We start from the raw sequence: 24,235 nt of genomic DNA on the forward strand, positions 1-24,235 counted from the left end.
CCAGAACGACACCCGTTCTGTAGTGCGAAAAAACAGCACTGAAATGAGACAAATCAACAAAATCTTGAAATGACAGGAGGCGCTTTACAATGAAAAAGCTGAAGAAATTTGCTGCCCTGCTTCTGGTGGGTGTGATGGCTCTGGCCCTGCTGACGGCCTGCGGCGGTGGCGGCGGCCCAACCGAAGAGCAGAAAGTACTGGCCCAGATCAGTCAGGAGAAGGGCGTCCAGGCGACCAATGACGCAAAGCTCCGCGAAGTGGCTGAAAGAAATCTGAATGAAGATCTCAATGCTCAGTTCAAGATCCTCGGCCATGCAGGAGCGTTCAATTTCCATACGGATACGTTGGAAGGTGATCTGGTCATCACCATCACCGCCCGGTATGACTATAAGGACACTCTCCTGAGCTATGTGCTGGATAAGATCTCTCATCACGTTGACACTGATCATAATGCCAGCGTAGAGCAGGACGGCAACTGGTCGAATATAGGCGTTGTGGTCAAGAGCAACAACGAGCAGAGCTACATTGGTATTTCCATCCGCATCAAGGGCAAAAAGTAAAAAATTCCTCACCCTTTCTCCCCGGAGCGTGGCTGCAAGGCCGCCCTCCGGGGCTTTTTTGCGTTTGAACCCTCTCAGTCACGCCTTACGGCGTGCCAGCTCCCCCAAAGGGGGGAGCTTTTAGACATCTGACGGTTTGCAGCAAATAAGCTCCCCCTCTCGGGGGAGCTGGCATCGCGCAGCGATGACTGAGAGGGTTGCCTCCCTCACTGAGGGAGGTGGCAAACCCGAAGGGTTTGACGGAAGGAGTTCGTCCCGCCCCGGGGCTTTTTTGCGTTTAGGGACAATTGCCAAAAAGAACTGCGGAATTTGGGCGATATGCCTGTTGACATGCGGGGGGGGGTATGGATAAAATAAATTCAGACGGGTAAAGCGATTTGGGGTCGCCCAAACCGTCAGAATTTGAAAACAGGAGGAACATTACAATGAAAATGTTCAAGCGTTTCGCAGCCGCCCTTCTGGCCGGCGTGATGGTTCTGGCAATGCTCACCGCGTGCGGCGGTGGCGCTGGTGGCCCTGGTGAAAGTGAGTTCGAGAAGAAAGTTCAGGATGTATATATGGCTGCGCTGAACAAGGAATACGGCACAGAATGGTCCAATAACAGTGAAGTCAAGGAACTGGCAACAGAAGCACTGAACAAAATTGCAGACGGCAAGATTGCATTGACTGCTATTACTGCAAAGAAAGAAACCGAGAAAAACTACGTAGGTGCAATTGTTTGTGCTGAGAATGCGAAGCAGAACGCTGAAGTGTACACGGCTGTTTACTATGAAGAAACAACGGCAGGAACGATTACGGTTAATTCTGATATGGTTGAGTTGATGAAGACTGCAACAGATTTAGTAATCAAAATTAGTGAACAAAATGGAACGAAAATCGAAGTTACTGGTTTGGGTGTTGGCACTAAGACCGTTGGCGGAAAGACCTACGTTGCAATTGGCTATAAACTGAGCAAGTAAGCGGATTACAATTAAACTATTGCCCCGAGGAGCACCCCGCTCCCCGGGGCTTTTTTGCGTTTAGGGCAAACTCCCCCAGTCGCCTGCGGCGACAGCCCCCTCAAAGAGGGAGCCTTTCCCGGCGGCAAAGCTTCCGGCTCAGGTGCAAAGCTTCCGGTTTCGCCAGAGCCTCCCTCACTGAGGGAGGTGGCAAACCCGCAGGGTTTGACGGAAGGAGTCTGCCCCGCCCCTCCCGGCGGCAATTCTGAATGGTTTCTCTGTCAAACCGTGTCGTTTTGTGGTACAATAAAAACGTATTCTGATGTGAACAGGAAAGGACGTTTCCATGCAGCTGTTTGAACTGGTGTCCCCGCGGCTGTTCCGCCCGCTGGCGGGGCCGAACCGGGCTTTTTATGCGGAATTGCTGCTTCTGCTCTGGGAGGAGTGCCGCCACACGGCGGATTACAGCATTTCCCGTGCGGAGGCCGTCTGGCGTGCCGAGGATTACTTTGCCGCACTGGCAAAGCCCCTTGCGCTGGATGCCGACGGTGCGGGCGATGAAGAAGAGCAGCCCACCCGCGACCCTCACACGCTGGCCGTGGGCTTTCTGCTGCGGCTGCGCCGCACCGGCTGGCTGGAAGAGCAGCCCGGCAGCTACGAGGGGGAAGCGTCCCTTGCCTTTGTGCCGGAGGTAACGCCGCTGCTGGAAGCGCTGGAAGAAATATTGAACCCCCGCGTAGTTACCTATACCGGAAAGCTGTACAAGGCATGGCAGCTGCTGGGCAGCATCGGGCAGGAAAAAAGCCCCTATGAGAACGTTCTGCGGGAGGTGGACGCAGACCTTGACGCGCTGAACCGCTCTCTCCGGGCGCTCAATGCCTCCATCGGCCACTATATCGACCGGCTCACCCGCAACCGCACCCCGCAGGAGGTGCTGGAACTGTTCGACCAGTACGAGGAAAAGGTGGTGGCGGCGGCCTACCACCGCTTCAAGACCAGCGACAACCTGTTCAACTACCGCGCCTATCTGGAAGAGGAGCTGGACGACTGCGAGGAGAACTATCTGCCGCAGCTGGCCTTTGATTATGCCCGGGTGGAGCGCTGCGCCCCGAACGAAGCGACACCTGCCGTGCGTGCACTCATCCAGAAGCAGCGGGACGCGCTGGAAGAGATGAGCCTGCTCATGCGCGAGATCGATGCAAGTCACATCCGCTACCGCAAGCGGGCTGTGCAGCGGGCACAGTTCCTGCTGCTGAGCGACCGTTCTTCGCAGGGCAGCGTCACCGCCCTGCTGCGCCGCTACGCCGAGGACATCCGCACCCCGGAGCAGCTGTTTGAGCCGGACGACGGCCCGGTGGCAAAGCGGCTGCATCTGTACCCGGCGGCAGTGTTCGGGGAGAAATTTCTGTACCCGCCCGCTGCCCAGCGCACCGCCGAGCCGCTGGCCCCGGTGCGCACCGAAGTATTCGATCCGGAACAGCTCAAAAAAGAGCAGCAATTGCTGCTGGATTACGCCCGCCTTGCCGTTACCGAGGAGAACGTGGCCCTGCTGGCCCGGCAGGCCCTTGCCGCCCGCCCGCAGGTGAACGCGGCACTTCTGGCAGACGAATACCCGAACGATTTTGCCCGCATCATCGGCCTGCACACCTACTCGCAGTCGCCGCACCGGGATTATGACATTCAGCTCACCGGCAATTGGGTGGAGCGCGGCGGTTTCCGCTTTGAGGACTTTGTCCTCACCCGCCGCAGGGAGGAAGAAAATGGCAACCATTAACATGCTGGAAGAAACCGCGAATTACCTGCTGAACCACTGCTTCGTGCTGGGCGGCGTGGAGGATCAGCGGGCAAAATATCTTTATGTGCAGGACCATCTGGACGAGGTGCGCGCTGTGTTCGCCCCGCTGGGCTATTCTGTATTGCTGTACCCGGCACCCCTGCAGGCGGCGGCTTTGGTCAACGGCCACGAGGGCAGTCAGGCCCGGCTGCTGAAATACGAGAGCATCCTGCTTTTGGTATTGCGGCTTTTGTACCTGCAAAAGCGCGAGAGCCTTGCGGCCAATGCCGACGAGGTGCTGGTGACGGTGGAAGAGGTGCAGACCGAGCTGCAGAAGATGAATCTGCCCCGCCGTCTGGACCAGAAAACGCTGGAAAACCTCATGCGCACCCTGCGCCGGTACAATCTGGCGCGGCCTGTGGGGCGGCTTTCCGGGCTGGAAAGCCGCATTGAGGTATTTCCCACCGTGCTGCTGGCCCTGCCGGATGCCGACCTTGCGGATGCAGCGGCAGAATCTGCCCGCACCCGCACAGAGCTTGGCCTTTATGAACGACCGGAAGAAGCAGGGGAGGGTGAAGAATGATCGAACTCAAACGGCTGAAGCTTATCAACTGGCACAACTTTGAAAATGTCACCTTCGACTGCGCACGGCTCACTTATATGATCGGCGTGAACGCCGTGGGCAAGACCACCATTCTGGATGCCATCCGCTACTGCCTGACCACCAACCGCAATTTCAATGCGCTGGGCAATAAAAAGAGCGGCCGCACCCTGCAGGGTTCGGTGCACGCAAAGCAGCGCGGCGAGAACGCCTACCGCCGCCCGGGCCATACCGTGGCCTACATCGGGGCGGAGTTCTGGGACAGCGTCAAGCGCACCCCCTTCGTCATCGCGGTGCGGGTGGAGTCCGAAGGCCCCATGCAGGAGCTGCACCCCGGCGATCAGACATGGTATCTTTCGGAGGACGGCTGCACGCTGGAACAGCTGCCCTTCATCGACCCCAAGACCGGTGCACCCAGCGCAAAGGAGGACTTCAAGCCCGCAACGGGCCGTCTCTCCTACACCCGCAGCCCCAGCGAAGCGCGGGACCGCATCTGCCGTGCGCTGGGCATCGGGCGCGCCTCCAGCCCCTTGGGCAAAAAGTTCAACGAGGTGTTCCAGATGGGCACCAGCATGGACGAGATCCCCAACTTCCGGGAGTTTTTGTACCAGTACATCCTGCCCCAGCCGGAGCTGGATCTGGACGCTTTGCAGGGCGACCGGCTGGAACTGGAAAATCTGCACGCCGTGCTGGCCGAAGCACAGACCCGCGCCAACGCGCTGGAAGAGATCGTGAATTTTGGCCGCGAAGCTGCCGAAAAGCAGACCCAGACCCTTGTGAACCGGGGCGCGGCGCTGCTGGCCCGCGCCGCTGCCGACGGCAGCGAACAGACCGTCTGGCAGGAGCATCTGGATGCGGGCCGCCGCCAGCTGGAACAGCTGAACGCCCGCTATGCCGAGGCCAAAAATGCCGAAGCGGAAGCCCGCCGGGCCTATCTTTCCGCCCACGGTGCCGCCAGCGCCAGCGGCGAGGGCCGGGCACTGGACGCCCTGACCGAGGAGCTTTCCCGCCGCAAAACGGCGCTGGATACCGCCGCACGCAAAGCCGAAAAGGCAGAAAGTGCCCTTGCCCGCACCCAGAGCCTGCTGGCTGTGCTGCGCCGCAGCGGCTTTGCTGCCGGCATCAAGGCCGAAGAGCTGACGGCGGACACTCTGCCGCAGCTCACCGCATGGCTCTCCGCGCAGGAAAAACCGCTGGAGGAAGCCTATTTTGCTGCCCGCCAGAACACTGCTGCTTTGCAGAAGGATCAGGCCGGCAAGCGCGCCGAGCTGGACGCGGTGTCCGGCGGCAAGTGGGTCTACCCCCACGGCGATGCCGCCACCCGGGTGCGGGATGCCGTGAATGCCGAACTGAAGAGCCGGGGCATGCAGCCGGATGCGAAAATTTTCTGTGAACTGTTGAACGTGGAGGACGAAAGCTGGCAGGACTGCGTGGAAGCCTGCCTTGGCGACCGCCGCTTTGATATCCTTGTGCCGCCCGCCCACTACGAAGCCGCCAAGAGCGCCTTTGTGGCTCTGAAGGACAAGGTAGGCCCCATCAGCCTGCTGGACACCCCGGGCATCCGCAAGGCCAACCGCCGCGCCGACAAGTACGGCCCGGACAGCCTTGCCGCGCAGGTGAGCAGCGAAAATCCGCTGGCTGCACAGTATGCCCAGACTATTCTGGGCCGCATCGTCTGCTGCGACACCCCCGATACGCTGGAACAGCATCCCGACAGCGCCACCCGCGACCTTCTGCGCCACCACCCCTTCCGGCTGGAACGGCTGCGCACCCCGCAGCGGTATATCGGTCTGGACGCCCGCCGCGCCCGCGCCGGTGCGCTGGCGGCCGAGCTGGAAGCTCTGGGGGAAAGCGCCTGTGCTGCCGCCCAGACAGAACAGAACCTGAAAGCCGCCTATAACCAGTACCAGACCCTGCTGCGGGGCACGGCACTGGACGAGCTGGCTGCGCTGTGGGATGCCCGCGCCGCACTGACTGCCGCACAGAATGCTGTGACCGAGCAGGAAGCAAAGCTCACCGAGTGCCGCGAGAACCCGCTGCTGCAGCAGCTTTACAAGGAGGAAGAAGCCCGCGAAGCCGCGTGGGAGACTGCCCGCGCCGCCGTGGAGCAGGCGGGCGGCGATATCCGCGTGTGCCAAAAGCAGATCGCCTCCTGCGAAGCAGAGCAGAAAAAGGCAGGGGAAACGGCACAGCAGAGCGCCGATGCTGCCCGGAGCTTCTTTGCGGCGCATCCGCTGGTGGAGCCGCTGGCCCGCACCCGGATGCTGGCGCTGGCCCCGGCAGATAAGCCCCGCGCCGCCGCACAGGCTGCGGAAAAGGCGCAGGCCAAGCTGGACGATGCGCTGGCTGTCTATCTGACCGGCACGCTGGAACCGGCCCAGAAGGCCTACAACGAGCACTATGTGTGCGATTATCCGCTGGGCCTTGCGGGGTTGGACCAGTACCGCGCCCAGCACGAGAGCCTTGTGCGCATCGATCTGGAACGCTACGCCGCCCGTCTGGAACAGGCCCAGCGGGACTGCAAGGACCGCTTCCGCAAAGATATCCTGTTCCGCATGAAGGACGATATCTTCAACGCACGGCGGCAGTTCCGGGAGCTGAACAAGGTGATGGAACAGCTGACCTACGGCGAGGAGGTCTACCGCTTTGAGCTGGAGCCCAGCCGCGACCCGCAGCTGGCGGCCTTCTATCAGGTCATCGTGGACAAGGGCAACCAGCAGATGACCGAGGGCGACTCGCTGGACAACCTTGCCGCCACCGCCGACCCTGCTTATGAGCGTCAGGTGGACGAGCTGATGGAAAAAATCATGGCGGATGTGGACGAGAACACCCGCGCCCGGCAGGAGGGCCGCACCGGCGGCGTGACCCTCTCGGACTATGTGGACTACCGCACCTATCTGGATTACGACATCAAGGTGACGAACCGGGTCACCGGCCAGCAGGCATACCTGTCCCGGGTCAGCCGCGACTCCTCCGGCGGCGAGAATCAGGCCCCCTTCTATGTGGCCATCTGCGCCAGCCTGCTGCAGATCTATGAGAAGAGCGAGAACAGCATCCGTCTTGTGCTGCTGGACGAAGCCTTCAGCAAGATGACCAGCGACCGCATCCGCCCCATGATGGAGCTGTTCCGCCGCCTGCAGCTGCAGGTGCTGCTCATCTCCACCGTGGAAAAGAGCACCGCCATCCAGCCCTACTGCGACATCACCTACTCCATCGTCCGCCACGGCGACACCAACGCCATTGCGCCCTTTGTCCGGATTGAAAAGGACAGAGAGGAGGAAAATGCAGAATGAAGCCAATGCTTTCGACCAAAGAGCTGATTGAGCACATGAAAGAAAAAGGCATCACATTCCGGGAGACTTCTGAAAAAGAAGCAATGGATTTTCTGGAGAATAATAATTATTACATGAAGCTTGCAGCCTACCGCGCAAACTACGAAAAATGCGTAGAAGGCAAGCGGAAGGGAATGTACCAGAATCTGGATTTTGCATATTTGCAGGAGTTGTCTCGACTGGATATGCACTTGCGGCATTTGGTGCTGGAAATGTGCCTGGACATTGAACATGCAATCAAAGTTCGGCTTGTGGACCTTGCAACAAAGGACCCGCAGGAAGATGGATATGATATCGTCCGCCGCTTTCTTGCAGAAGAAGGCGGGATGAGAGTGCTGGAAGGGATACGCAGGCATAAGGCTGGAGAGTACTGCAAGGACCTGATTGCAAAGTATTACCCGTATTTCCCCATCTGGGTGTTTGTGGAGCTGATTTCATTTGGAGACCTGCTGTATTTCTGCTATTTCTGCGAGAAACGATATAACGTAAAAATCGTGAATAGAACATTGATGAACACCGTACGGGATGTCCGCAATGCATCGGCACACAGCAACTGCCTGCTGAATAAGATGACAGAGAGAATCGATGCAACAAAGCAGGTGAACAGCGAAATTTCAAACTTTATTGGAGCTATGCCGGAAATCTCTAAAACATCGCGCGTCAACAATATGAACTGCAAATTTACAAACAGCTTTATTACGCTGTTGTATGTATACGACTGTCTGATGCCGGTCAATTCCAGAAAAAAGCGTTATGAGGAGCTTCAGGAATTTTTGGAAGGAAGAGTTGTACGGCATAAAGAATATTTTAGGACAAATACAAAGATCGTAGGCGTTTATAAATTTCAGGAAAAAGTTATAAAAAACCTATTGACAAACACCTAAACTTCTGATATAATATCTTCTACAATTGAAAAGCAAAAGCTTTTGTAGAGAGTGGCATATCTTGAAAAAGATGTTCCACTCTTGATTTTTTTACCCACAGGAAAGGCCCCCTATTACTACGTAATAGGGGGCCTTTCCTGTGGGAGAATCAGTCCATTATCTCAGTGGTAATACATCTTCATCCTCGTTGATCTCTTCCATCATCCCGTCCGCAAAGTACCAGCCTCTGCCGTACAGCGCCTCGCTGCCGTCGGCGCACAGAATATACGAGCCGTCCGGCAAAGCGAGAAAATGCCGCTTTTTGCTGTCGGCAAGGGCGATGTCCTCCATCTTCTGCCCGTCCAGCACATGATCCCGGATGAACTGGTAGTGGGGCAGGATGCGGGTCTCGGTCAGGCCAAGGCCGTTCATCCAGCGGGAGTAGTGCGGGTCGGCGGCTTCGCCCGGTTCCTCGGGCGCGGCGTACACGATGTGGGCGGCGTTCATGCTGCCGGCACTCACGCCCAGCACGATGCCGTGGTAGTTGTGGAACAGCCCCGGCAGGCCCAGCTGAGCAAAAAAGTGGTTCTGGGTGGGCACGTGCCCGCCGCACAGCATCACAAAGCCGCTTTGGGGCAAAAGAGAACCGATCTCCTCGGCATTGCGGGCATCACAGGGGATGAGCGCCGTCAGGGGCAGGTGGGCGTTCGCAAAGCTCTGGGCAAACACCCGGCACATCTCGTCGTTCTGCTCGTAGGCATAGGGGTCTGCCGCAATGGCAAGGCCCAGCACGGCGTGATCCGGCCAGACGGCCCGCAGGTTCGCCACAAAGTGGTTGCGCGTGTCCAGCACCGGAATATCCGGCCCCGGCTCAAAGGGGCAGCCGCTGGGGCTGCTGGTCAAAAACAATGTCATAATGATCCCTCGTAAAACAGTGAATAAGAAGCTGTGTCCATTCTAACACGATTTTGCTGCCAGCGGCAGAGCCAGAATCACCAAAAAAATCCCCCGCTTTTCGCCGTTTCGCAGAAAGCAGGGGATCTTTAGAAGAAATTAAAGTTCAGTAAACATAGCCTTTGGCGGTATAATCGCTCAGATTGACACGGAAAACTGTCCAGCCATCCGCATTGCGATACATACCGGGTGCAATCTCAGTGTAAGAAGGATTTCTGCCGTTTGCAATCAAAGCCATTTTATTATATTCACTTGCATTGCCGATAACAGTAATAGAGCCAAGTACAGAGTAGGCTTTCTTAACACGAACCTGTTTCAAGTTGAGATTTACGGTAGTGTAGTCCAGCCAGTACTGAATCTTACTGTCATCGGTATAGCTGATAGAAGCAAGTTCATCATCTGTATAGATGCCCTTTACGCAAACGATAACTTCGTTTGTCTGAGTATTGGAATCAAATGTCATTAAAAGTTTTTCAAGGTTGGCGTAGTAGCGCTCAGGTGTTTCCACAATAGAAGCCACTTTTGCCGCACGGGCAGCGTCGACCTGTGTTTTAGTAGTGGAGTACCCTTTGGCGGCATAATCAGAAAGGTCAATGCGAACTTTGTAATTGAGAGAGTCTTTGACAAAGTTGTTTCCTAAAATGCTGATGCCGGAACCACCCGAAAAGTTTTTAACAGCAGTTGTATAGTTGAGTTTGGCAAGACCTTCGTTGAAATGTCCGCCAACGGGTAGCAAATCATAGGAATAGCCAGTTTTACTGTGGCCGTTCTGGTCGGTCACAACATACTCGATATAAAGACAAGGACCATATGTAGTACCCTGAGCAACTCTTGCATCAAACTCGCTTTGAACCCAGTAATCTGTGTCACAAAAACCAATGGCACCGGTCAAGGTGACTTCGGCGGCATTGCCGTTATCATTTGCAACATTGCTGAAAAACTGGTTTAGAGAAGAATAATACAGCTGTCCACGTGCAAGAACTTCCGCATCAGTAAATGCATAGGTCATAGGTGGGCTCTTCAGCGAATACGTGTAACGGAAGCATAAGCAGTGCCAGCAGTAACGAGACCAGAAATTTTCTGCGTTTCATATAAAACCTCCTTGCGAACAAAAACATTATTTTGATTAAGTATAATATGGTCATATGCGGGCTTCAATGGAGATGATAGACAAAAATAAACGCAGAAATTCGTTTATTTGTCGAATTTCTGCGTTTATGCGTTTAATAGAAAGAATATAGATAAACAGTTTACACCTTTCGGTAATGGAACACCTTGTCCTTGGTGAGGAGCATGGCGGCGCTCACGGCCAGAGCCGCCAGCTCGGCGGCGGTGACGGCCAGCCAGATGCCGTCGATGCCCAGCAGCAGCGGCAGCAGGAGAATGGCGATCACCTGAAACGCCAGCGTGCGCAAAAAGGAGATCAGCGCGCTGGTCACGCCGTCGCCCAGCGCCGTGAAGAAGGAGGACGCGTACACGTTGAAGCCCATGATGAGGAAGCTCAGCGCATACAGCCGGAAGGCCCGGCTGGTCAGGGCCAGCAGCTCCGCATCGTAGCCCACGAAAATGCGCGCCACACAGGGGATGATGAACATGGAAGCCAGCGTCAGGGTCACAGCCACCACGGCGATGAGCCGCAGGCTCTTCCGGTAGAGGTTGTGCACCTCGGCGTGGTTGCGGGCACCGTAGTGGAAGCTGACGATGGGTGCACTGCCCACGGCATAGCCCACGAACACCGCCACGAACAGGAAGGCTGCGTACATGATGACGCCGTAGGCGGCCACGGCGTTCTCACCGGCCAGACGCAGCAGCTGGAAGTTATACAGGATATTGACCAGCGACATGGAAAGGTTGGTCATCAGCTCGGAAGAGCCGTTGATGCAGGCATCCCGCAGTACTTTGCTGTAAAAACTGGTCTTGCACAGGTGCAGGCGGCTGGAGTTGCTGCGGTCGATGAAGTAGAACACCGGCAGTACGCCGCCCACCAGCTGGCTGATAAAGGTGGCAATGGCCGCGCCCTCCACGCCCCAGCCCCAGATACCCACCATCAGCACATCCAGCACCATGTTGGTGCAGCCCGCGCCCACGGTGAACCAGAAGCCGAGGTGCGGCTTTTCGGCGGTGACGAAAAAGCTCTGGAACATATTCTGCAGCGCAAAGGTGGGCAGGGACACCATCAGGATGCGTCCATAGCGCACCGCATAGTCCAAAAGCTCCCCCTTGGCGCCCAGCAGCACGGCAATGGGCCGCAGGAACACAATGCCCAGCACGGCCAGCACACTGACCGAGACCAGAGCCGCCAGCAGGAACAGGGTGAAATAGCGGTCGGCCTTTTTCTGGTCGCCCTCGCCCAGCGTGATGCCCACGATGGCGCTGCCGCCGGTGCCAAGCATAAAGCCGATGGTGCCCAGCAGCATGGGCAGCGGCATGATGAGGTTGACCGCCGCAAAGGCCGTCTTGCCCACAAAGTTGGAGACACACAGGCCGTCCACGATGCCGTAGATGGAGGTGAACAGCATGGTGCCGATGCAGGGCAGCACGAACCGCAAAAGGCGGGAATAGGTAAAATGATCGGAAAGCTGGATCCGCTGCTTGGACATGGCGTCCTCCTTTCTGCACAAGGTGCAAAAACGGGCCGGATAAATGTCCGTGAGTGCACGCCCGGCCTCGATCTGCTTCGTCACTACGGCAACGAAACCTCCGGCGGGGCGCTGTCTGCACGGCATCTTATCCGGCCCGTTTCAAATTACGTTGAAAACGGTCCTCCGATGAACCGAAAAAGAGCATATCAGAATTTATTTTTGTTGTCAAGGCAGAAAAATCAAAAAATCGGCATTCGAGGGTCAAAATTCATAAACTGTCTCTTTCTAACTTTTATCAAACCTGTTAGAATGATAAAAGTTTTTTTATGGATCCGGAAAGGAGAACTCCTGTTTTGATGAAACGTTTTTATACCGCCATCGTGCGCCGCCGCAGGCTGGTGCTGGCGGTGTTTGCACTGGCGGCTGTACTGAGCGTGTTCGCTGTGCGTCAGGTAAAGGTAGATTATGATATCAACGACTACCTGCCGCCGGAATCCCCCTCCACCACCGCCATCGAGGTGATGAACGGTGCTTTCACTGGCGGCATCCCCAATATGCGGGTCATGGTGCGGGATGTCACGGTGCCGCAGGCGCTGGAGTACAAGGAAAAACTTGCCGCCATCGACGGAGTGTCCTCCGTTGCATGGCTGGACGACAGTCTGGATGTGACGGTGCCTTTGCAGATGCAGGACACCGCCACGGTGGAGAGCTATTATAAGGATGGCTGCGCCCTGTTCACCGTGACGGTGGAGGACGAGAAGCGTCTGGAAGCCGTGGCTGCCGTGCGGGAGCTGATCGGGGAGGGCAACGCGCTGGAGGGCGCGGCGGTCTCCACTGCCGTTGCCACCAACTCCACCGTGACCGAGGTGGCAAAGATCGCCGCCATCGCGGTGGTGTATGTGCTGTTCATCCTGATCCTGACCACCGATTCCTGGGCGGAGCCGCTGCTGGTGCTGACGGGCCTTGGCGCGGCTATCCTGCTCAACAACGGCACGAACCTCATCTTCGGCACCATCTCCTTTGTCACCAACGCGGCGGGCAGCATCCTGCAGCTGGCGGTGTCGCTGGACTACTCGGTGTTCCTGATCCACCGCTTTGCGGAGTGCCGGGCTGAAAACCCGGATGCCAGCCCGGAGGAGTGCATGGTGGATGCCCTGTGCAGATCCACCGGCTCCATCCTGTCCAGCGGCCTGACCACCGTCATCGGTTTTCTGGCACTGGTGCTCATGCAGTTCCAGATCGGCCCGGATCTGGGCCTTGCGCTGGCAAAGGGCGTGGTGCTGAGCCTTGTCACCGTGTTCACCTTTATGCCAGCGCTCACGCTGGCAGCGTATCAGTGGATGGATAAGACCTACCACAGGCCACTGCTGCCCAGCTTTGACAAGTTTGGCCGCTTTGTGGCCCGCATCATGCTGCCCATGGCGCTGGTGCTGGTCATTCTGATGGTGCCCAGCTATCTGGCCTCCAACTCGAACCAGTATTACTACGGTGCCGCCCACATGTTTGGCGAGAACACCCGTCTGGGTGCGGACACCGCCGCCATCGAGGAGACCTTTGGCCGCAGCGACACCTACGTTGTACTGGTGCCAGAGGGCGACACCGCCACGCAGCAAAAGCTTTCGGATGCATTGCACGCCATCCCGGAGGTGACCGGCATCCTTTCCTATGTGGACAACGCAGGCGCGTCCATTCCGCCGGAGTTCGTGCCCGGGGATACGTTGGGGCTGTTGGTCTCCGGCGGCTACACCCGCATGGTGCTTACGGTGGATGCCGACACCGAGGGCGATGGGGCCTTTGCGCTGGTGGAGCGGGTGCGCGCCACGGTGCAGCGATATTACCCGGACAATTATTATCTGGCCGGTCAGGGCGTGAGCACCTATGACCTGATGGACACCATCACGGCCGACATGGTCAAGGTGAACCTGCTGGCCATCGGCGCAGTATTCCTGATCCTGCTCCTTATGAAGCGCCAGCTGCTGCTGCCAGTGATCCTGGTGCTCAGCATCGAGACCGCCATCTGGATCAATCTGGCCATCCCGTACTTCCGGGGCCAGTACGTGTTCTACATTGCCTATCTCATCATCAGCTCGGTGCAGCTGGGTGCTACGGTGGATTACGCCATCCTCTTCTCCGACCGCTATCAGGAGTTCCGCGAGACGCTGGGCCGCAAAGAAGCCGTTGCGGCCACGGTGTCCGCTGTGACCACCTCGGTCAGCACCACCGGCAGCGCCATGGCGGTGGTGGGCTTCCTGATGGGAGCCATTTCCACAAACCAGCTGCTGGGCCAGCTGGGCAATTTTCTGGGCGTGGGCAGTCTGGTGTCGCTGGCCATCGTGCTTTCGGCACTGCCGGGCTTTTTGTATCTGGCCGACCCGCTCATTATAAAAAAGAAAAGACAGCCGAAGGAGGCTTGACCGAGATGAAACATCGATTTGTGCGCCGGGTGTCGGCGCTGGCACTGGCAGGCTGCCTGCTGGCGGGCAGCAGTCTGCCGGCTTTTGCAGCAGCCTCCGCTGCCAAGGAAGAGGTCATTTATGCAAACCTGACGGCCTCCGGTGCTGTGACCGGCGTGTACGCCGTGAACAGCTTTTCCGTGCAGGCGGGGGATACCGTTGCGGACCACGGCAGCTACACTGCCGTGCGCAACATGACCACGAGCGATGCCGTGGAGCAGAGCGGCGATACGGTCACGGTGCATGTGACCGAGGACGGCAAGCTCTATTATGAGGGCACCATGGACGCCGCCACGGCCCTGCCATGGGTGGTAAAGCTGACCTATACGCTGGACGGGGCAGAGATCCGCCCCGACGAGCTGGGCGGCAAAAGCGGTGCCCTTTCCATCCGGCTGCAGGTGAGCCGCAACCCGGACTGCACCGGCAGCTTTTTTGACGACTACGCGCTGCAGGTGACCATGAGTCTGGACACCGGCCTTGCCCGGAACATCAGCGCGCCGGGCGCTACGGTGGCGAATGTGGGCAGCAAAAAGCAGCTTTCCTACATCCTGCTGCCGGGCGCGGACAGCGACGTGACCGTCACCGCCGATGTGACGGACTTTGCCATGGACGCCGTTTCCCTGAACGGCGTGCGGCTGAACCTGAACCTCGACCTCGGGGATATGGACCTGACCGGGATACTGGAACAGCTGCAGAGCGGCTCCGTTCAGCTGGACGATGGTGCCAACGCGCTGGCAGACGGCATTGCGCAGGTGCAGGCGGGCATCGACACCCTGAACGGCAATTCCGGTGCCTTGACCGGCGGCTCAGCCCGGGTGCGTGCCGCCCTCACCCAGATGCAGACCGCGCTGAACGGCATCTCTGCCTCCACCGACGAGCTGAACACCCTGCTGGATGCCTCCACCCAGATCCGGGACGGCATTGCCCGGCTGGATGAGGGCGCGGCACAGCTGGAGCAGCAGGTGAGCTTTGAAGCCTACAAGGCCATCCTGAAAGAGAACGGCCTTGACCTTGACGTGGTAAAGGAGGGCAACGCCAAGGCCATCCAGCAGCTGCAGGGCATGGTGTGGATGATGCCGCAGCTCAAGGATGTGATCCTGCTTTTGCAGGGGTCTACGGCCAACATCGATGCCATGCAGACCTATCTCGACACCGTGAACGGCGGAATTGCCCAGCTGCACGAGGGCAGCAGCACCCTGAACGGCAGCTACGGCGAGTTTGATGCCGGGGTGCGTCAGCTGGCCGGTGTGCTTACTGGGATGCTGGGCAATCTCTCGGTGCTCACCGACGGCGTGAACCAGCTTGCCGCCCAGTACGTCCAACTGGACGACGGCCTGAACGCCTACACCGACGGCGTAGCCCAGCTGAAGGCGGGCGTTGCGCAGCTGGCGGAGGGAGCGTCTCAGCTGACCGGCGGCACCGGCGAGCTGCGCAGCAGCGTTTCCGACATCGACATGGGTGCCCAGCTGGACGGCCTGCTGAACAGTCTTTCCGGCGGCGGGGAGGTGCAGAGCTTCACCTCGGCAGAGAACACCGAGGTGGGCGCGGTGCAGTTTGCGCTGCAGACCACTGCCATCACGGCCCCAGCCCCGGCTGCCCAGCCGGAATCAGCGGCTGTGACCCTGACCTTCTGGCAGAAGCTGCTCAAGCTGTTTGGGCTGTATAAAGGCTGATTTTTATGATACGGGGGATGCTTCCCGCACAGAGCGTAGTTGCGTGTTTAAAGTTTGATGCCTTTTGCAAAATGCATTGCCGCCGGGTATGTTCTCTTTTGCGTGCCAAAAGAGAACCAGAAAGGACGGCGGTGCCCGCAGGGCATGAAAGCCCCAGTGGGGCTTTTAAGCCGCAGACCGGTTTGCGTAGCAAATACCGCGCGTTCAGCGCGGCAAGGTCTCCGCTACTTTCGAGGCGCGGGAGGCGGCGGGTTGCGGCTCCCTGCGTCTGCTTTGTGCCTTGGACGGCACTCGCATTCTGCAGGCCGCTGCCCCAACAGCTCCTCCCTGTTTCGGCCACTGGCCGCGGTCGTCGCCGTTGCAAACTAGGGGCTACACGCCCCTAGTAACCCCAAAGAAGATGGGCTCCATACAAAAAATCCAAGCCGCTCCGCTAAAGGATTTTTTGTGTTCCGCCGATTTCAAGGCCCCTCAGCCGCTGCTGCGGCAGCTCCCCGCAGGGGAGCGGGCGCGCTCGTAAGCTTTGTACTCGAGCCAGTAACTTTGCCGTCCAGTTCCCTCCCGTGAAAAGCGAAAGCCGGAAAATCCGCAGATTTTCCGGCTTTCTTTCTATAAAAATAATCGTTCCGCTAAAGATGCCCAGAGCGAAGCGGAGGGCATTTTAAATCGTTTTGCGAACATCATTCAAAATGATATTCCACCAGTTCGCAGTTTTTGATGCCCGCAGCTGCGTATTCCTCGTTGGTCATATCGTAGAAATAGGACTGCACCACCCGGGCGATGCCGTTGTGGGCCACCAGCAGATAGGTCTTGCCGGTGTCAGCCTTCAGCTCGTCCAGCAGGTTATAGATGCGCTGGGCCAGCTGCATCATGCTCTCGCCGCCGTCGTAGCGGTCGGCGAAGTGGGTCTTGGAAACGCGGAACTCGCCGCCGTTGCGGGGCGTGCCCTCGTATTTGCCAAAGCACTGCTCCCGCAGGCGCGGCTCACACCGGGCGGGCAGGCCGGTGGCCTCGGCAATGGCCATGGCGGTGTCGGCGGCGCGGGACAGGGGAGAGTACAGGATCTCATCGATGTGCACCCCGCTGGCTTTGACGGCTTCGCCCAGCTTCCGGGCCTGCTGGCGGCCCCGCTCGGTGAGGGGGCTGTCGGTCATGCCGCAGATCTTGTTTTCAACGTTCCAGACGGTCTCTCCGTGGCGGGTGAAATAAAGCGTATGCATGGGTGGCTCCTTACTGGTCGTATCCCGCCTCGATCTCGCGGATGCGGGTGTAGAAAAAGTCGTTGGCAGGGGTGGGCATCCCGTACTTCTTGGCCCGCTGGCGCACCACACCGGCAAACTCCTCCACCTCGGTGGGGCGCTTTGCCAGCACATCCTGCCGCATGCTGGGCATGCCCTCGGGGTTAAAGGTGGGCATCATGGCATCGATGAACCTCACATCGTTGTCCGGCGGCAGGGGCACGCCCTCAAGGTTCGCCAGCCGGATGACCTCCTGCATGGCCGCGCGCATCATGTCCTGTGCTTCGCCGGGCTGGCGCAGGCCGCCGTAGGGCTGGTCAAAGGCGGCTGCGGCCTGATTCAGGCCGTCATTCACCATCAGCTTGTTCCACTGCTTGTAAAGGATATCCCCACAGGGCTCGTTGGCAATGCCGCACTCGTCCAGATAGTCAGCCACGGCCTGCACACGGTCGGTCATCTCGCCGCTGCGCTCACCGAACTGGATCTTGCCCGCCTGATTGAACACCAGCGTGCGCCCGGTGCGGGTGGCGTCCATGCCGATGGCAACGCTCCACAGGGTGTGGCCGGGATAGGCTGCGTCAATGTGCTCCTCGCTGGTGATGCCGTTCAGCACGCTGAGGATCACGGTGTCCGGCCCTACGAACTTTGCAATGTCCTGAATGGCCTGTTCCAGCACCGTAGCCTTGACGGCCACCAGAAGCAGGTCTACCGGTTTGCCCTCGGCAGGGGTGACGTAAGAGAACTTGCATTCTTCGCCGTTACAAACGACCGGTTCGGCAGAGTAGCGGGCAATGCGGTCCTCATCGGCAATGACCTGCACGCCGGGCATTTTGCGCCCGAACAGGATACCCAGTGCGCCCAGACCGATCAGGGCAGAGGTTTTGATCTTTTTCATGTGTTCCTCCTGTGTTTATGCCTTTTTCAGCGTTCCGTCTGCGGTCAGGACGACCATGCTGCCCTCGTCGATGCCAAGGCGGGTGAGCTCTTTGTCCGGGTAGGGCAGGGTGCGCCGCTCCCCGGCGGGATCGGCCAGCGTGACATCGCACAGCACCGGCTGACCGGCGGGCAGCTCCTCGCAGCCATACATCTGCTCTTCAATGCGCAGAACGCGGTAGGTAGTCTCCATAGCAGCTAAACTCCTTTTTGTAAATACAGCATTTTTATTATAAAGCTCTGCGCGGGGCGCGTCAACCGCATTTGGCTTGACAGCCGGCCGCCCGGCTTGATAAAATAGAAATGATTTTTGGAACAGGGGGCAGTCACATGAATATTACGGAACTGCGTTATCTGGTGGCCATCCGCAAGTGGGGCTCCGTGAGCGCGGCGGCAAAGCAGCTGTATGCGGCCCAGCCCAATGTGAGCAAGGCGCTCAAGAATCTGGAAGAGGAATACGGCATCCGCATCTTTGAGCGCTCGTCCACCGGCATGATCCCCACCGAACAGGGACGGCATTTTATCCGGCAGGCAGAGCGGGTGCTGGACGAGGTGGACCGGCTGGATCTGGATGCCCGCAGTCGGCAGAGCAGCTGTGCGGAGCTGCGGGTGGTGTTGCCCCACGCCACCTACGCTTCCTACGCGACGGTGGATTTTTTGCAGCAGATGGCAGACAGCCAGCAGCTGCGGGTGCATATCCGGGAATCCGGCTCCATGGAAGCGCTGGACCATGTACTGCGGCGGGGCTATCATCTGGCCCTGCTGCGCTACGCGGAGGAGGATGAGGATTATTACCGCCGCTACTGCGACCGTCACGGCCTGCACCGGGAGCCGGTGATGGAGTTTGAATACCGGCTGCTGACCAACCGCGAAGGCCCGCTGGCAAAGTGCGAAGTGACCGACATCACCCAGCTGAACAGCTATATGGAAGTCCTGCACGGTGATTTCCAGCTGCCCGGCGGTGAGGACAGCGGCCTGCGCTGGCATACGAACCCCAACCGCCGCATCCATGTGTATGAGCGGTGCAGCCAGTTTTCCATCCTGCAGAACCTGCCCAATGCCTATATGTGGGCTTCGCCCATGCCAAAGCGGGCGCTGGAACAATACCATCTGGTGCTCAGGAAGTGCCCGGCCCAGCGCCAGCGCATGAAGGATGTTCTGGTCTATCCGGACAGGGGAACCCTGCGCCCGGAAGAGCAGACCTTTGTGCAGCTGCTGCACAAGCAGGCGGCGCTGACCGTGAAATGACCGCCGAAACCGGTTAAGAACTGGCAAAACATCGGAATGCGGAAAAACCGGAAAGCAAAGGAATTTGGCCGACAGCCGCAGCGCTTTATGCGCTGCGGCTGTCTTTTTGTTGATAAATCGAGCGAAAAAGAAACGAAACATCGGCTAAAAAACTTTGCAGCTATATGGTCTTTGATATGCCCCCATACCAGAAGCATATTATCACTTTTATGAAAAATATGTTAACATAGACCCAGAAAGCTGGCCGGGATGAATGGAAAATATGGAAAATGCTTCCATAATTCCGGCACAAAGAAAAAGGAGGTTTCTGGTATGATCAGTTTCTTACTCTGTCTGGCGATCCTGATCGTGGGCTACTTTGTCTATGGTAAGATCGTGGACAACACCTTCGGCCCGGACGACCGTGAAACGCCTGCTGTGCGCATCAATGACGGCGTGGACTACGTTGTGATGCCCCAGTGGAAGCTGTTCCTCGTTCAGCTGCTGAACATCGCCGGCCTTGGCCCCATCTTTGGTGCCATGCAGGGCGCATTGTGGGGCCCGGTGGTCTTTTTGTGGATCACCTTCGGCACCATCTTTGCAGGCGGCGTGCACGACTACTTCTCCGGCATGATGAGCGAGCGCAACGACGGCGCTTCCATCGCCGAGATCACCGGCAAGTACTTAGGCCCTGTGATGCAGAACGTCATGCGCGTGTTCTCGGTGGTGCTGCTCATCATGGTGGGTACTGTGTTCGCGGTGGGTCCCGCAGGCCTGATCGTGGAGCTGTGCAGTCAGAGCGGCGCTTCCGGCGTGCTCACCTCGCTGCTGTTCTGGCTCATCATCATTCTGGTGTACTACTTTATTGCAACCTTTATCTCCATTGATGCCGTCATTGGCAAGATCTACCCCATCTTTGGCATCTGCCTGATCATCATGGCCATCGGCGTCATCTTCGGCATCTTCACCAACCCTGCCTACACCATCCCGGAGATCTGGGATCACTTTGGCAGCATGCATCCGTCGGGCACTCCCATCTGGAGCTTCATGTTCATCACGGTGGCCTGCGGTGCGATCTCCGGCTTCCACTCCACTCAGTCGCCTCTGATGGCACGCTGCATGAAGAGTGAGAAGCAGGGCCACTTCGTGTTCTACGGCGCAATGGTCTGCGAGGGCGTTATCGCTCTGATCTGGGCTGCTGCTGGCTGCAGTCTGTACGAGGTGACCGGCGGCCTGAACACCGGTCTGGCCGAAGCACTGGCCATGGGCCAGTCCAAGGCTATTTATGATGTCTGTTCCAAGACCATGGGCGGCGTTGGCATTGCTCTGGCAATGATCGGCGTTGTCATCTGCCCCATCACCTCCGGCGATACCGCGTTCCGTTCCGCTCGTCTGACTCTGGCCGACTGGTTCAAGATCGATCAGGACAGCTACGCAAACCGCCTGAAGCTCTGTGTTCCTGTGCTGGGCGTTGGTGCTTTCCTGGGCATCGGCAACGCACTGGGCTTCATCAACTACACCGTGATCTGGCGCTACTTCAGCTGGACCAACCAGACGCTGGCCATGATCGTTCTGTGGGCTGCATCCATGTACCTGTTCAAGGAGAAGAAGAACTACTGGATCACCGCTGTGCCCGCTACCTTCATGAGCGCGGTCTCTTCCACCTACTTCATTCTGGCTCCCGAATGCTTGGGCGGCCTGCTGAACGCCAAGACCGCAGAAGGCGCAACCATCTACAACACCGCCGTTGCATACCCCATCGGTGTCATCTTTGCCATTGCAATGCTGGCAGTCTTCCTCCACGCAACGAAGAAGGCAGCCCAGAAGGCATGACACGATATATACAAACATATATACAAATGATCTGCTGAATAAGGCACCCTCCGCTGAAATGGCTCGGTGGAGGGTGCCTTGTATTTTGCGGCATTTCAGGCAAAGAAATCACGATTTGCGGAGAAAATCGAAAACGATTGAGCAACTTGCACAAAAACAGACTGGAAAGTTTGGCAGCAGCGGTTTTGACCGGTTCCGGGAAAGGTCTTTGCCGGGGAATTAAGAAAATTTGTCGTGAACGCGATAAAAATTCTTTGCGGGTATTCCGCGGAAGCATCTTGCCATATACTTTTTGATATGGGAACCATACCAGAAAAATATTAACTGCTTTATGAAAAAAGTGTTAACATGAAGCCAGAGATTGGTCAGAGCCGCAGCTGGGCACGCAAAATGCTGGCTGTGGTTTGAATCAAAAAGGAGGTTTCTGGTATGATTAGTTTCTTACTCTGTCTGGCGCTCTTGATCATCGGCTACTTTGTCTATGGCAAGATCGTTGACAACACGTTCGGCCCGGACGACCGCGAAACGCCTGCTGTGCGCATCAACGACGGCGTTGACTACGTTGTGATGCCCCAGTGGAAGCTGTTCCTCGTCCAGCTGCTGAACATTGCAGGTCTGGGCCCCATCTTTGGTGCACTGCAGGGTGCTCTGTGGGGTCCCGTGGTGTTCCTGTGGATCACCTTCGGCACCATCTTTGCAGGTGGTGTGCATGACTACTTCTCCGGTATGATGAGCGAGCGCAACGATGGCGCATCCATCGCTGAGGTCACCGGCAGATACCTCGGACCTGTCATGCAGAACATCATGCGTGTGTTCTCTGTTGTGCTGCTGATCATGGTTGGTACCGTGTTCGCAGTGGGCCCCGCAGGCCTGATCGTTACCCTGTGCAAGAACAGCGGCATGTCCGGTCTGCTGACCACCACCCTGTTCTGGCTGATCATCATTCTGGTGTACTACTTCATCGCAACCTTTATTTCCATTGATGCCATCATCGGTAAGATCTACCCCGTGTTCGGCATCTGCCTGATCATCATGGCTGTGGGCGTTATCTTCGGCATCTTTACCAACCCCGCCTACACCATCCCCGAGATTTGGGCAAACTTCGGCAACATGCATCCGTCGGGCACTCCCATTTGGAGCTTCATGTTCATCACCGTTGCCTGCGGCGCTATCTCCGGCTTCCACTCCACCCAGTCGCCTCTGATGGCTCGCTGCATGAAGAGTGAGAAGCAGGGCCACTTCGTGTTCTACGGCGCAATGGTCTGCGAGGGCGTCATCGCTCTGATCTGGGCCGCTGCCGGCTGCGCACTGTACACCATCACCGACGGCAAGATGGCTGGTCTGGCCGAGGCTCTGGCTGCTGGTCAGTCTGCTGCCATCTACGACGTGTGTGCAAAGACCATGGGCGGCGTTGGCATTGCTCTGGCAATGATCGGCGTTGTCATCTGCCCCGTCACCTCCGGCGATACCGCGTTCCGTTCCGCTCGTCTGACCCTGGCCGACTGGCTCAAGATCGATCAGGACAGCTACGCAAACCGCCTGAAGCTCTGTGTCCCCGTTCTGGGCGTTGGTGCTTTCCTGGGCATCGGCAACGCACTGGGCTTCATCAACTACACTGTGATCTGGCGCTACTTCAGCTGGACCAACCAGACGCTGGCCATGATCGTTCTGTGGGCTGCATCCATGTACCTGTTCAAGGAGAAGAAGAACTACTGGATCACCGCTGTGCCCGCTACCTTCATGAGCGCTGTGTCCTGCACCTACTTCGTGCTGGCACCTGAGTGCCTGGGCAAGATGATCAATACTTATGCAGACGGCAAGCTGGTCGCTTACAACACCGCCGTTGCATACCCCATCGGCATCATCTTTGCAATCGCAATGCTGGCACTCTTCATCCATGCCACCAAGAAGCACACCGCTTCTCAGAAGGCATAAGGATGTCTGCCGCACCGCATAAGCCTTAAACTCTGACACCCCCGCCGCTGCACCCCGCAGTGACGGGGGTGTTTTGACATAACAGACAAACCTTTTGTGCAAATCTTAGCAGCAGAAGGGGTTGCATTTTGAGGGCTGCAGTGCGAAAATAGAACCGGTGATTTTATTTGGAATGGCTGCAGTATCTGCGGCTGGACCGGAAACTAACAGTAAAGAAGGGAACTTCCATGATCTTCAAACCTGCACAGCTGGGTATGGCAAAGCTTGATCAACAGGAGCTGGTGGAGGACAGAAAGTCCTGCAAAAAGATCGGCCCCTGCGGCGTTGGCAAAAAGGCGCTGTACCTCAACAGCTTTTACATCGACCGCCGCTATTATCTGCCCTACGGCAGCATCAGCCGCGTGTTCAAGCGGGTGGCTATGAGCTCCGGCGGCTTTACCGGCAAGGGCATGTTTGCCTCCATGGCCTACCTTGTGGTGGAGTACGATGGCGGCAAGCAGAAGCAGTGCAACTTCAAGGACGAGCGGGATGTGGACAAGCTGCTGGAGGTGTTGGCCAAAGAGCAGCCGCAGATCCATCTGCTCAGCGCAGCCGGTGAGCAGATGCTGCAGAAGAAGGAAGCCGAAAAGGCCTCCCGCAAGCTGCCGGAAAGCGAGCTGACCGACGATGCCCGTCACAGCATCACCGTGCTGCGCAGGGCAAAGGAATATCTGGAAGCAAAGCCGGAAATCGCCGATGAGCTGAGTGCAGCCGAGCGCCGCAAGCGCGCCCAGCTGCAAAGCAAGCCGGTGTACCGCTATGTGGCACTTGCCATCTTTGTTATGGGCATCGTCTCCGCGGCCTACGGCCTGTATGCCGTTACCACCCACACCGGCGGCTATGGCATCTACTTTGCACTGTTTGGCTTTGCAGCCATCTTCCTGTTCTCCAGCTACAACATGCTGCCCACTGCCCACAACAACCACAGCGCCATCATGAAGCGGGCCGAGAAGGCCGAAGCTGCTATGGCAGAATACGTGAAGCACTACCCCAGCGGTGCCTTCCCGGTGCCCAGCCATTACGCACATCCCATCGTGCTCAAGCAGATGGCCGATGCCATTGAAGAGGGCCGCGCCGTCACCGTGCCGGAGGCTTTGACTGCCGTGGAAAACCGCCTGAAGTCCCTGAACGCAGATGTGCAGGTGGAACAGGAGGAATACGACGAGGTGGTGGTCATCAAGGCGATGTTCCTGAACCACGATTATCAGTAAAAAGTAAGCAAAGAGGGCTTTTCCTTCGGGAAAGGCCCTTTTGCTTTGCCTAACTTCTTGCACAGCAGAATCGTTCGTTTTATAATGAA

19 protein-coding genes are annotated in these 24,235 nt (G+C 57.8%); 13 read left to right on the forward strand and 6 right to left on the reverse strand.

The window, feature by feature from the left end; all coding sequences use genetic code 11:
* The first annotated feature begins 89 nt into the window (after positions 1–89).
* The 6 genes from GKG36_RS08725 to GKG36_RS08750 all read left to right on the forward strand — a co-directional run bounded on the left by GKG36_RS08725 (position 90) and on the right by GKG36_RS08750 (position 8,089).
* Positions 90–560 carry a hypothetical protein gene (locus GKG36_RS08725; protein ID WP_154255992.1) on the forward strand — a complete coding sequence of 157 codons (471 nt, stop codon included), beginning with the start codon at positions 90–92 and terminating at the stop codon, positions 558–560.
* Positions 561–985: 425 nt separating this feature from the next.
* Entirely contained in the window at positions 986–1,519 is a 534-nt protein-coding gene (locus GKG36_RS08730) for a hypothetical protein (protein ID WP_154260241.1), read from the forward strand.
* 325 nt (positions 1,520–1,844) lie between these two features.
* A complete protein-coding gene (locus GKG36_RS08735; RefSeq protein WP_097774071.1) occupies positions 1,845–3,272 on the forward strand; it encodes a Wadjet anti-phage system protein JetA family protein in 1,428 nt (475 codons plus the stop codon).
* Positions 3,259–3,855 (forward strand): DUF4194 domain-containing protein, encoded by a 597-nt coding sequence (locus tag GKG36_RS08740; RefSeq protein ID WP_154260243.1) that lies wholly within the window; start codon positions 3,259–3,261, stop codon positions 3,853–3,855. The genes GKG36_RS08735 and GKG36_RS08740 overlap by 14 nt, the downstream gene beginning before the upstream one ends.
* Positions 3,852–7,166 (forward strand): SbcC/MukB-like Walker B domain-containing protein, encoded by a 3,315-nt coding sequence (locus GKG36_RS08745; protein WP_154260245.1) that lies wholly within the window; start codon positions 3,852–3,854, stop codon positions 7,164–7,166. Before GKG36_RS08740 ends, GKG36_RS08745 begins: the two co-directional genes overlap by 4 nt.
* Positions 7,163–8,089 (forward strand): Abi family protein, encoded by a 927-nt coding sequence (locus GKG36_RS08750; RefSeq protein WP_154260246.1) that lies wholly within the window; start codon positions 7,163–7,165, stop codon positions 8,087–8,089. The genes GKG36_RS08745 and GKG36_RS08750 overlap by 4 nt, the downstream gene beginning before the upstream one ends.
* Positions 8,090–8,245: 156 nt before the next feature.
* On the opposite strand, the gene GKG36_RS08755 is transcribed toward GKG36_RS08750, so the two are convergent.
* The 3 genes from GKG36_RS08755 to GKG36_RS08765 form a co-directional block, all read right to left on the reverse strand.
* On the reverse strand, positions 8,246–8,983 hold the full coding sequence (locus GKG36_RS08755) for a Type 1 glutamine amidotransferase-like domain-containing protein (RefSeq protein WP_097781039.1): 738 nt from the start codon (positions 8,981–8,983) through the stop codon (positions 8,246–8,248).
* A 145-nt stretch (positions 8,984–9,128) separates the two neighbouring features.
* Positions 9,129–10,031 (reverse strand): hypothetical protein, encoded by a 903-nt coding sequence (locus tag GKG36_RS08760; RefSeq protein ID WP_154260248.1) that lies wholly within the window; start codon positions 10,029–10,031, stop codon positions 9,129–9,131.
* Positions 10,032–10,272: 241 nt separating this feature from the next.
* Positions 10,273–11,622 (reverse strand): MATE family efflux transporter, encoded by a 1,350-nt coding sequence (locus GKG36_RS08765; RefSeq protein ID WP_154260249.1) that lies wholly within the window; start codon positions 11,620–11,622, stop codon positions 10,273–10,275.
* Between GKG36_RS08765 and GKG36_RS08770 the strand changes: the two genes are divergently transcribed.
* From GKG36_RS08770 to GKG36_RS08780, 3 genes are read left to right on the forward strand one after another with little or no spacing between them, the layout of a single operon-like run.
* Positions 11,590–11,961: a hypothetical protein gene (locus tag GKG36_RS08770; protein WP_154260251.1), complete on the forward strand. Its 372-nt coding sequence runs from the start codon at positions 11,590–11,592 to the stop codon at positions 11,959–11,961. The genes GKG36_RS08765 and GKG36_RS08770 overlap by 33 nt on opposite strands.
* Complete coding sequence (locus GKG36_RS08775; protein ID WP_154260253.1) at positions 11,961–14,018, forward strand: MMPL family transporter; 2,058 nt, start codon at positions 11,961–11,963, stop codon at positions 14,016–14,018. Before GKG36_RS08770 ends, GKG36_RS08775 begins: the two co-directional genes overlap by 1 nt.
* A gap of 5 nt (positions 14,019–14,023) precedes the next feature.
* The gene (locus GKG36_RS08780) at positions 14,024–15,730 is read left to right on the forward strand and encodes a hypothetical protein (protein ID WP_154260255.1); all 1,707 of its coding nucleotides are present in this window, start codon (positions 14,024–14,026) and stop codon (positions 15,728–15,730) included.
* A gap of 680 nt (positions 15,731–16,410) precedes the next feature.
* On the opposite strand, the gene GKG36_RS08785 is transcribed toward GKG36_RS08780, so the two are convergent.
* The 3 genes from GKG36_RS08785 to GKG36_RS08795 are packed head-to-tail and all read right to left on the reverse strand — an operon-like array spanning position 16,411 to position 18,094.
* Positions 16,411–16,950, reverse strand: coding sequence for a histidine phosphatase family protein (locus GKG36_RS08785; RefSeq protein WP_097776749.1), 540 nt, complete (start codon positions 16,948–16,950; stop codon positions 16,411–16,413).
* A gap of 10 nt (positions 16,951–16,960) precedes the next feature.
* The gene (locus GKG36_RS08790; RefSeq protein ID WP_154260256.1) at positions 16,961–17,863 is read right to left on the reverse strand and encodes a ketopantoate reductase family protein; all 903 of its coding nucleotides are present in this window, start codon (positions 17,861–17,863) and stop codon (positions 16,961–16,963) included.
* 15 nt (positions 17,864–17,878) lie between these two features.
* On the reverse strand, positions 17,879–18,094 hold the full coding sequence (locus GKG36_RS08795) for a hypothetical protein (RefSeq protein WP_005938496.1): 216 nt from the start codon (positions 18,092–18,094) through the stop codon (positions 17,879–17,881).
* 137 nt (positions 18,095–18,231) lie between these two features.
* Here GKG36_RS08795 and GKG36_RS08800 point away from each other — a divergent pair, with 137 nt between their 5' ends.
* The 4 genes from GKG36_RS08800 to GKG36_RS08815 all read left to right on the forward strand — a co-directional run bounded on the left by GKG36_RS08800 (position 18,232) and on the right by GKG36_RS08815 (position 24,146).
* Complete coding sequence (locus GKG36_RS08800) at positions 18,232–19,149, forward strand: LysR family transcriptional regulator (protein ID WP_044953327.1); 918 nt, start codon at positions 18,232–18,234, stop codon at positions 19,147–19,149.
* A gap of 312 nt (positions 19,150–19,461) precedes the next feature.
* The gene (locus GKG36_RS08805; RefSeq protein WP_154260258.1) at positions 19,462–20,961 is read left to right on the forward strand and encodes a carbon starvation CstA family protein; all 1,500 of its coding nucleotides are present in this window, start codon (positions 19,462–19,464) and stop codon (positions 20,959–20,961) included.
* Positions 20,962–21,390: 429 nt separating this feature from the next.
* Complete coding sequence (locus GKG36_RS08810) at positions 21,391–22,896, forward strand: carbon starvation CstA family protein (protein WP_154260260.1); 1,506 nt, start codon at positions 21,391–21,393, stop codon at positions 22,894–22,896.
* A gap of 227 nt (positions 22,897–23,123) precedes the next feature.
* Positions 23,124–24,146, forward strand: a complete 1,023-nt coding sequence (locus tag GKG36_RS08815) for an ATPase P (RefSeq protein WP_154260262.1) — start codon at positions 23,124–23,126, stop codon at positions 24,144–24,146.
* The last annotated feature ends 89 nt before the right edge of the window (positions 24,147–24,235 follow it).

This window comes from Faecalibacterium sp. BIOML-A1, assembly GCF_009679715.1.
In the GTDB taxonomy this organism is placed as follows: Bacteria; Bacillota; Clostridia; order Oscillospirales; family Ruminococcaceae; genus Faecalibacterium; species Faecalibacterium taiwanense.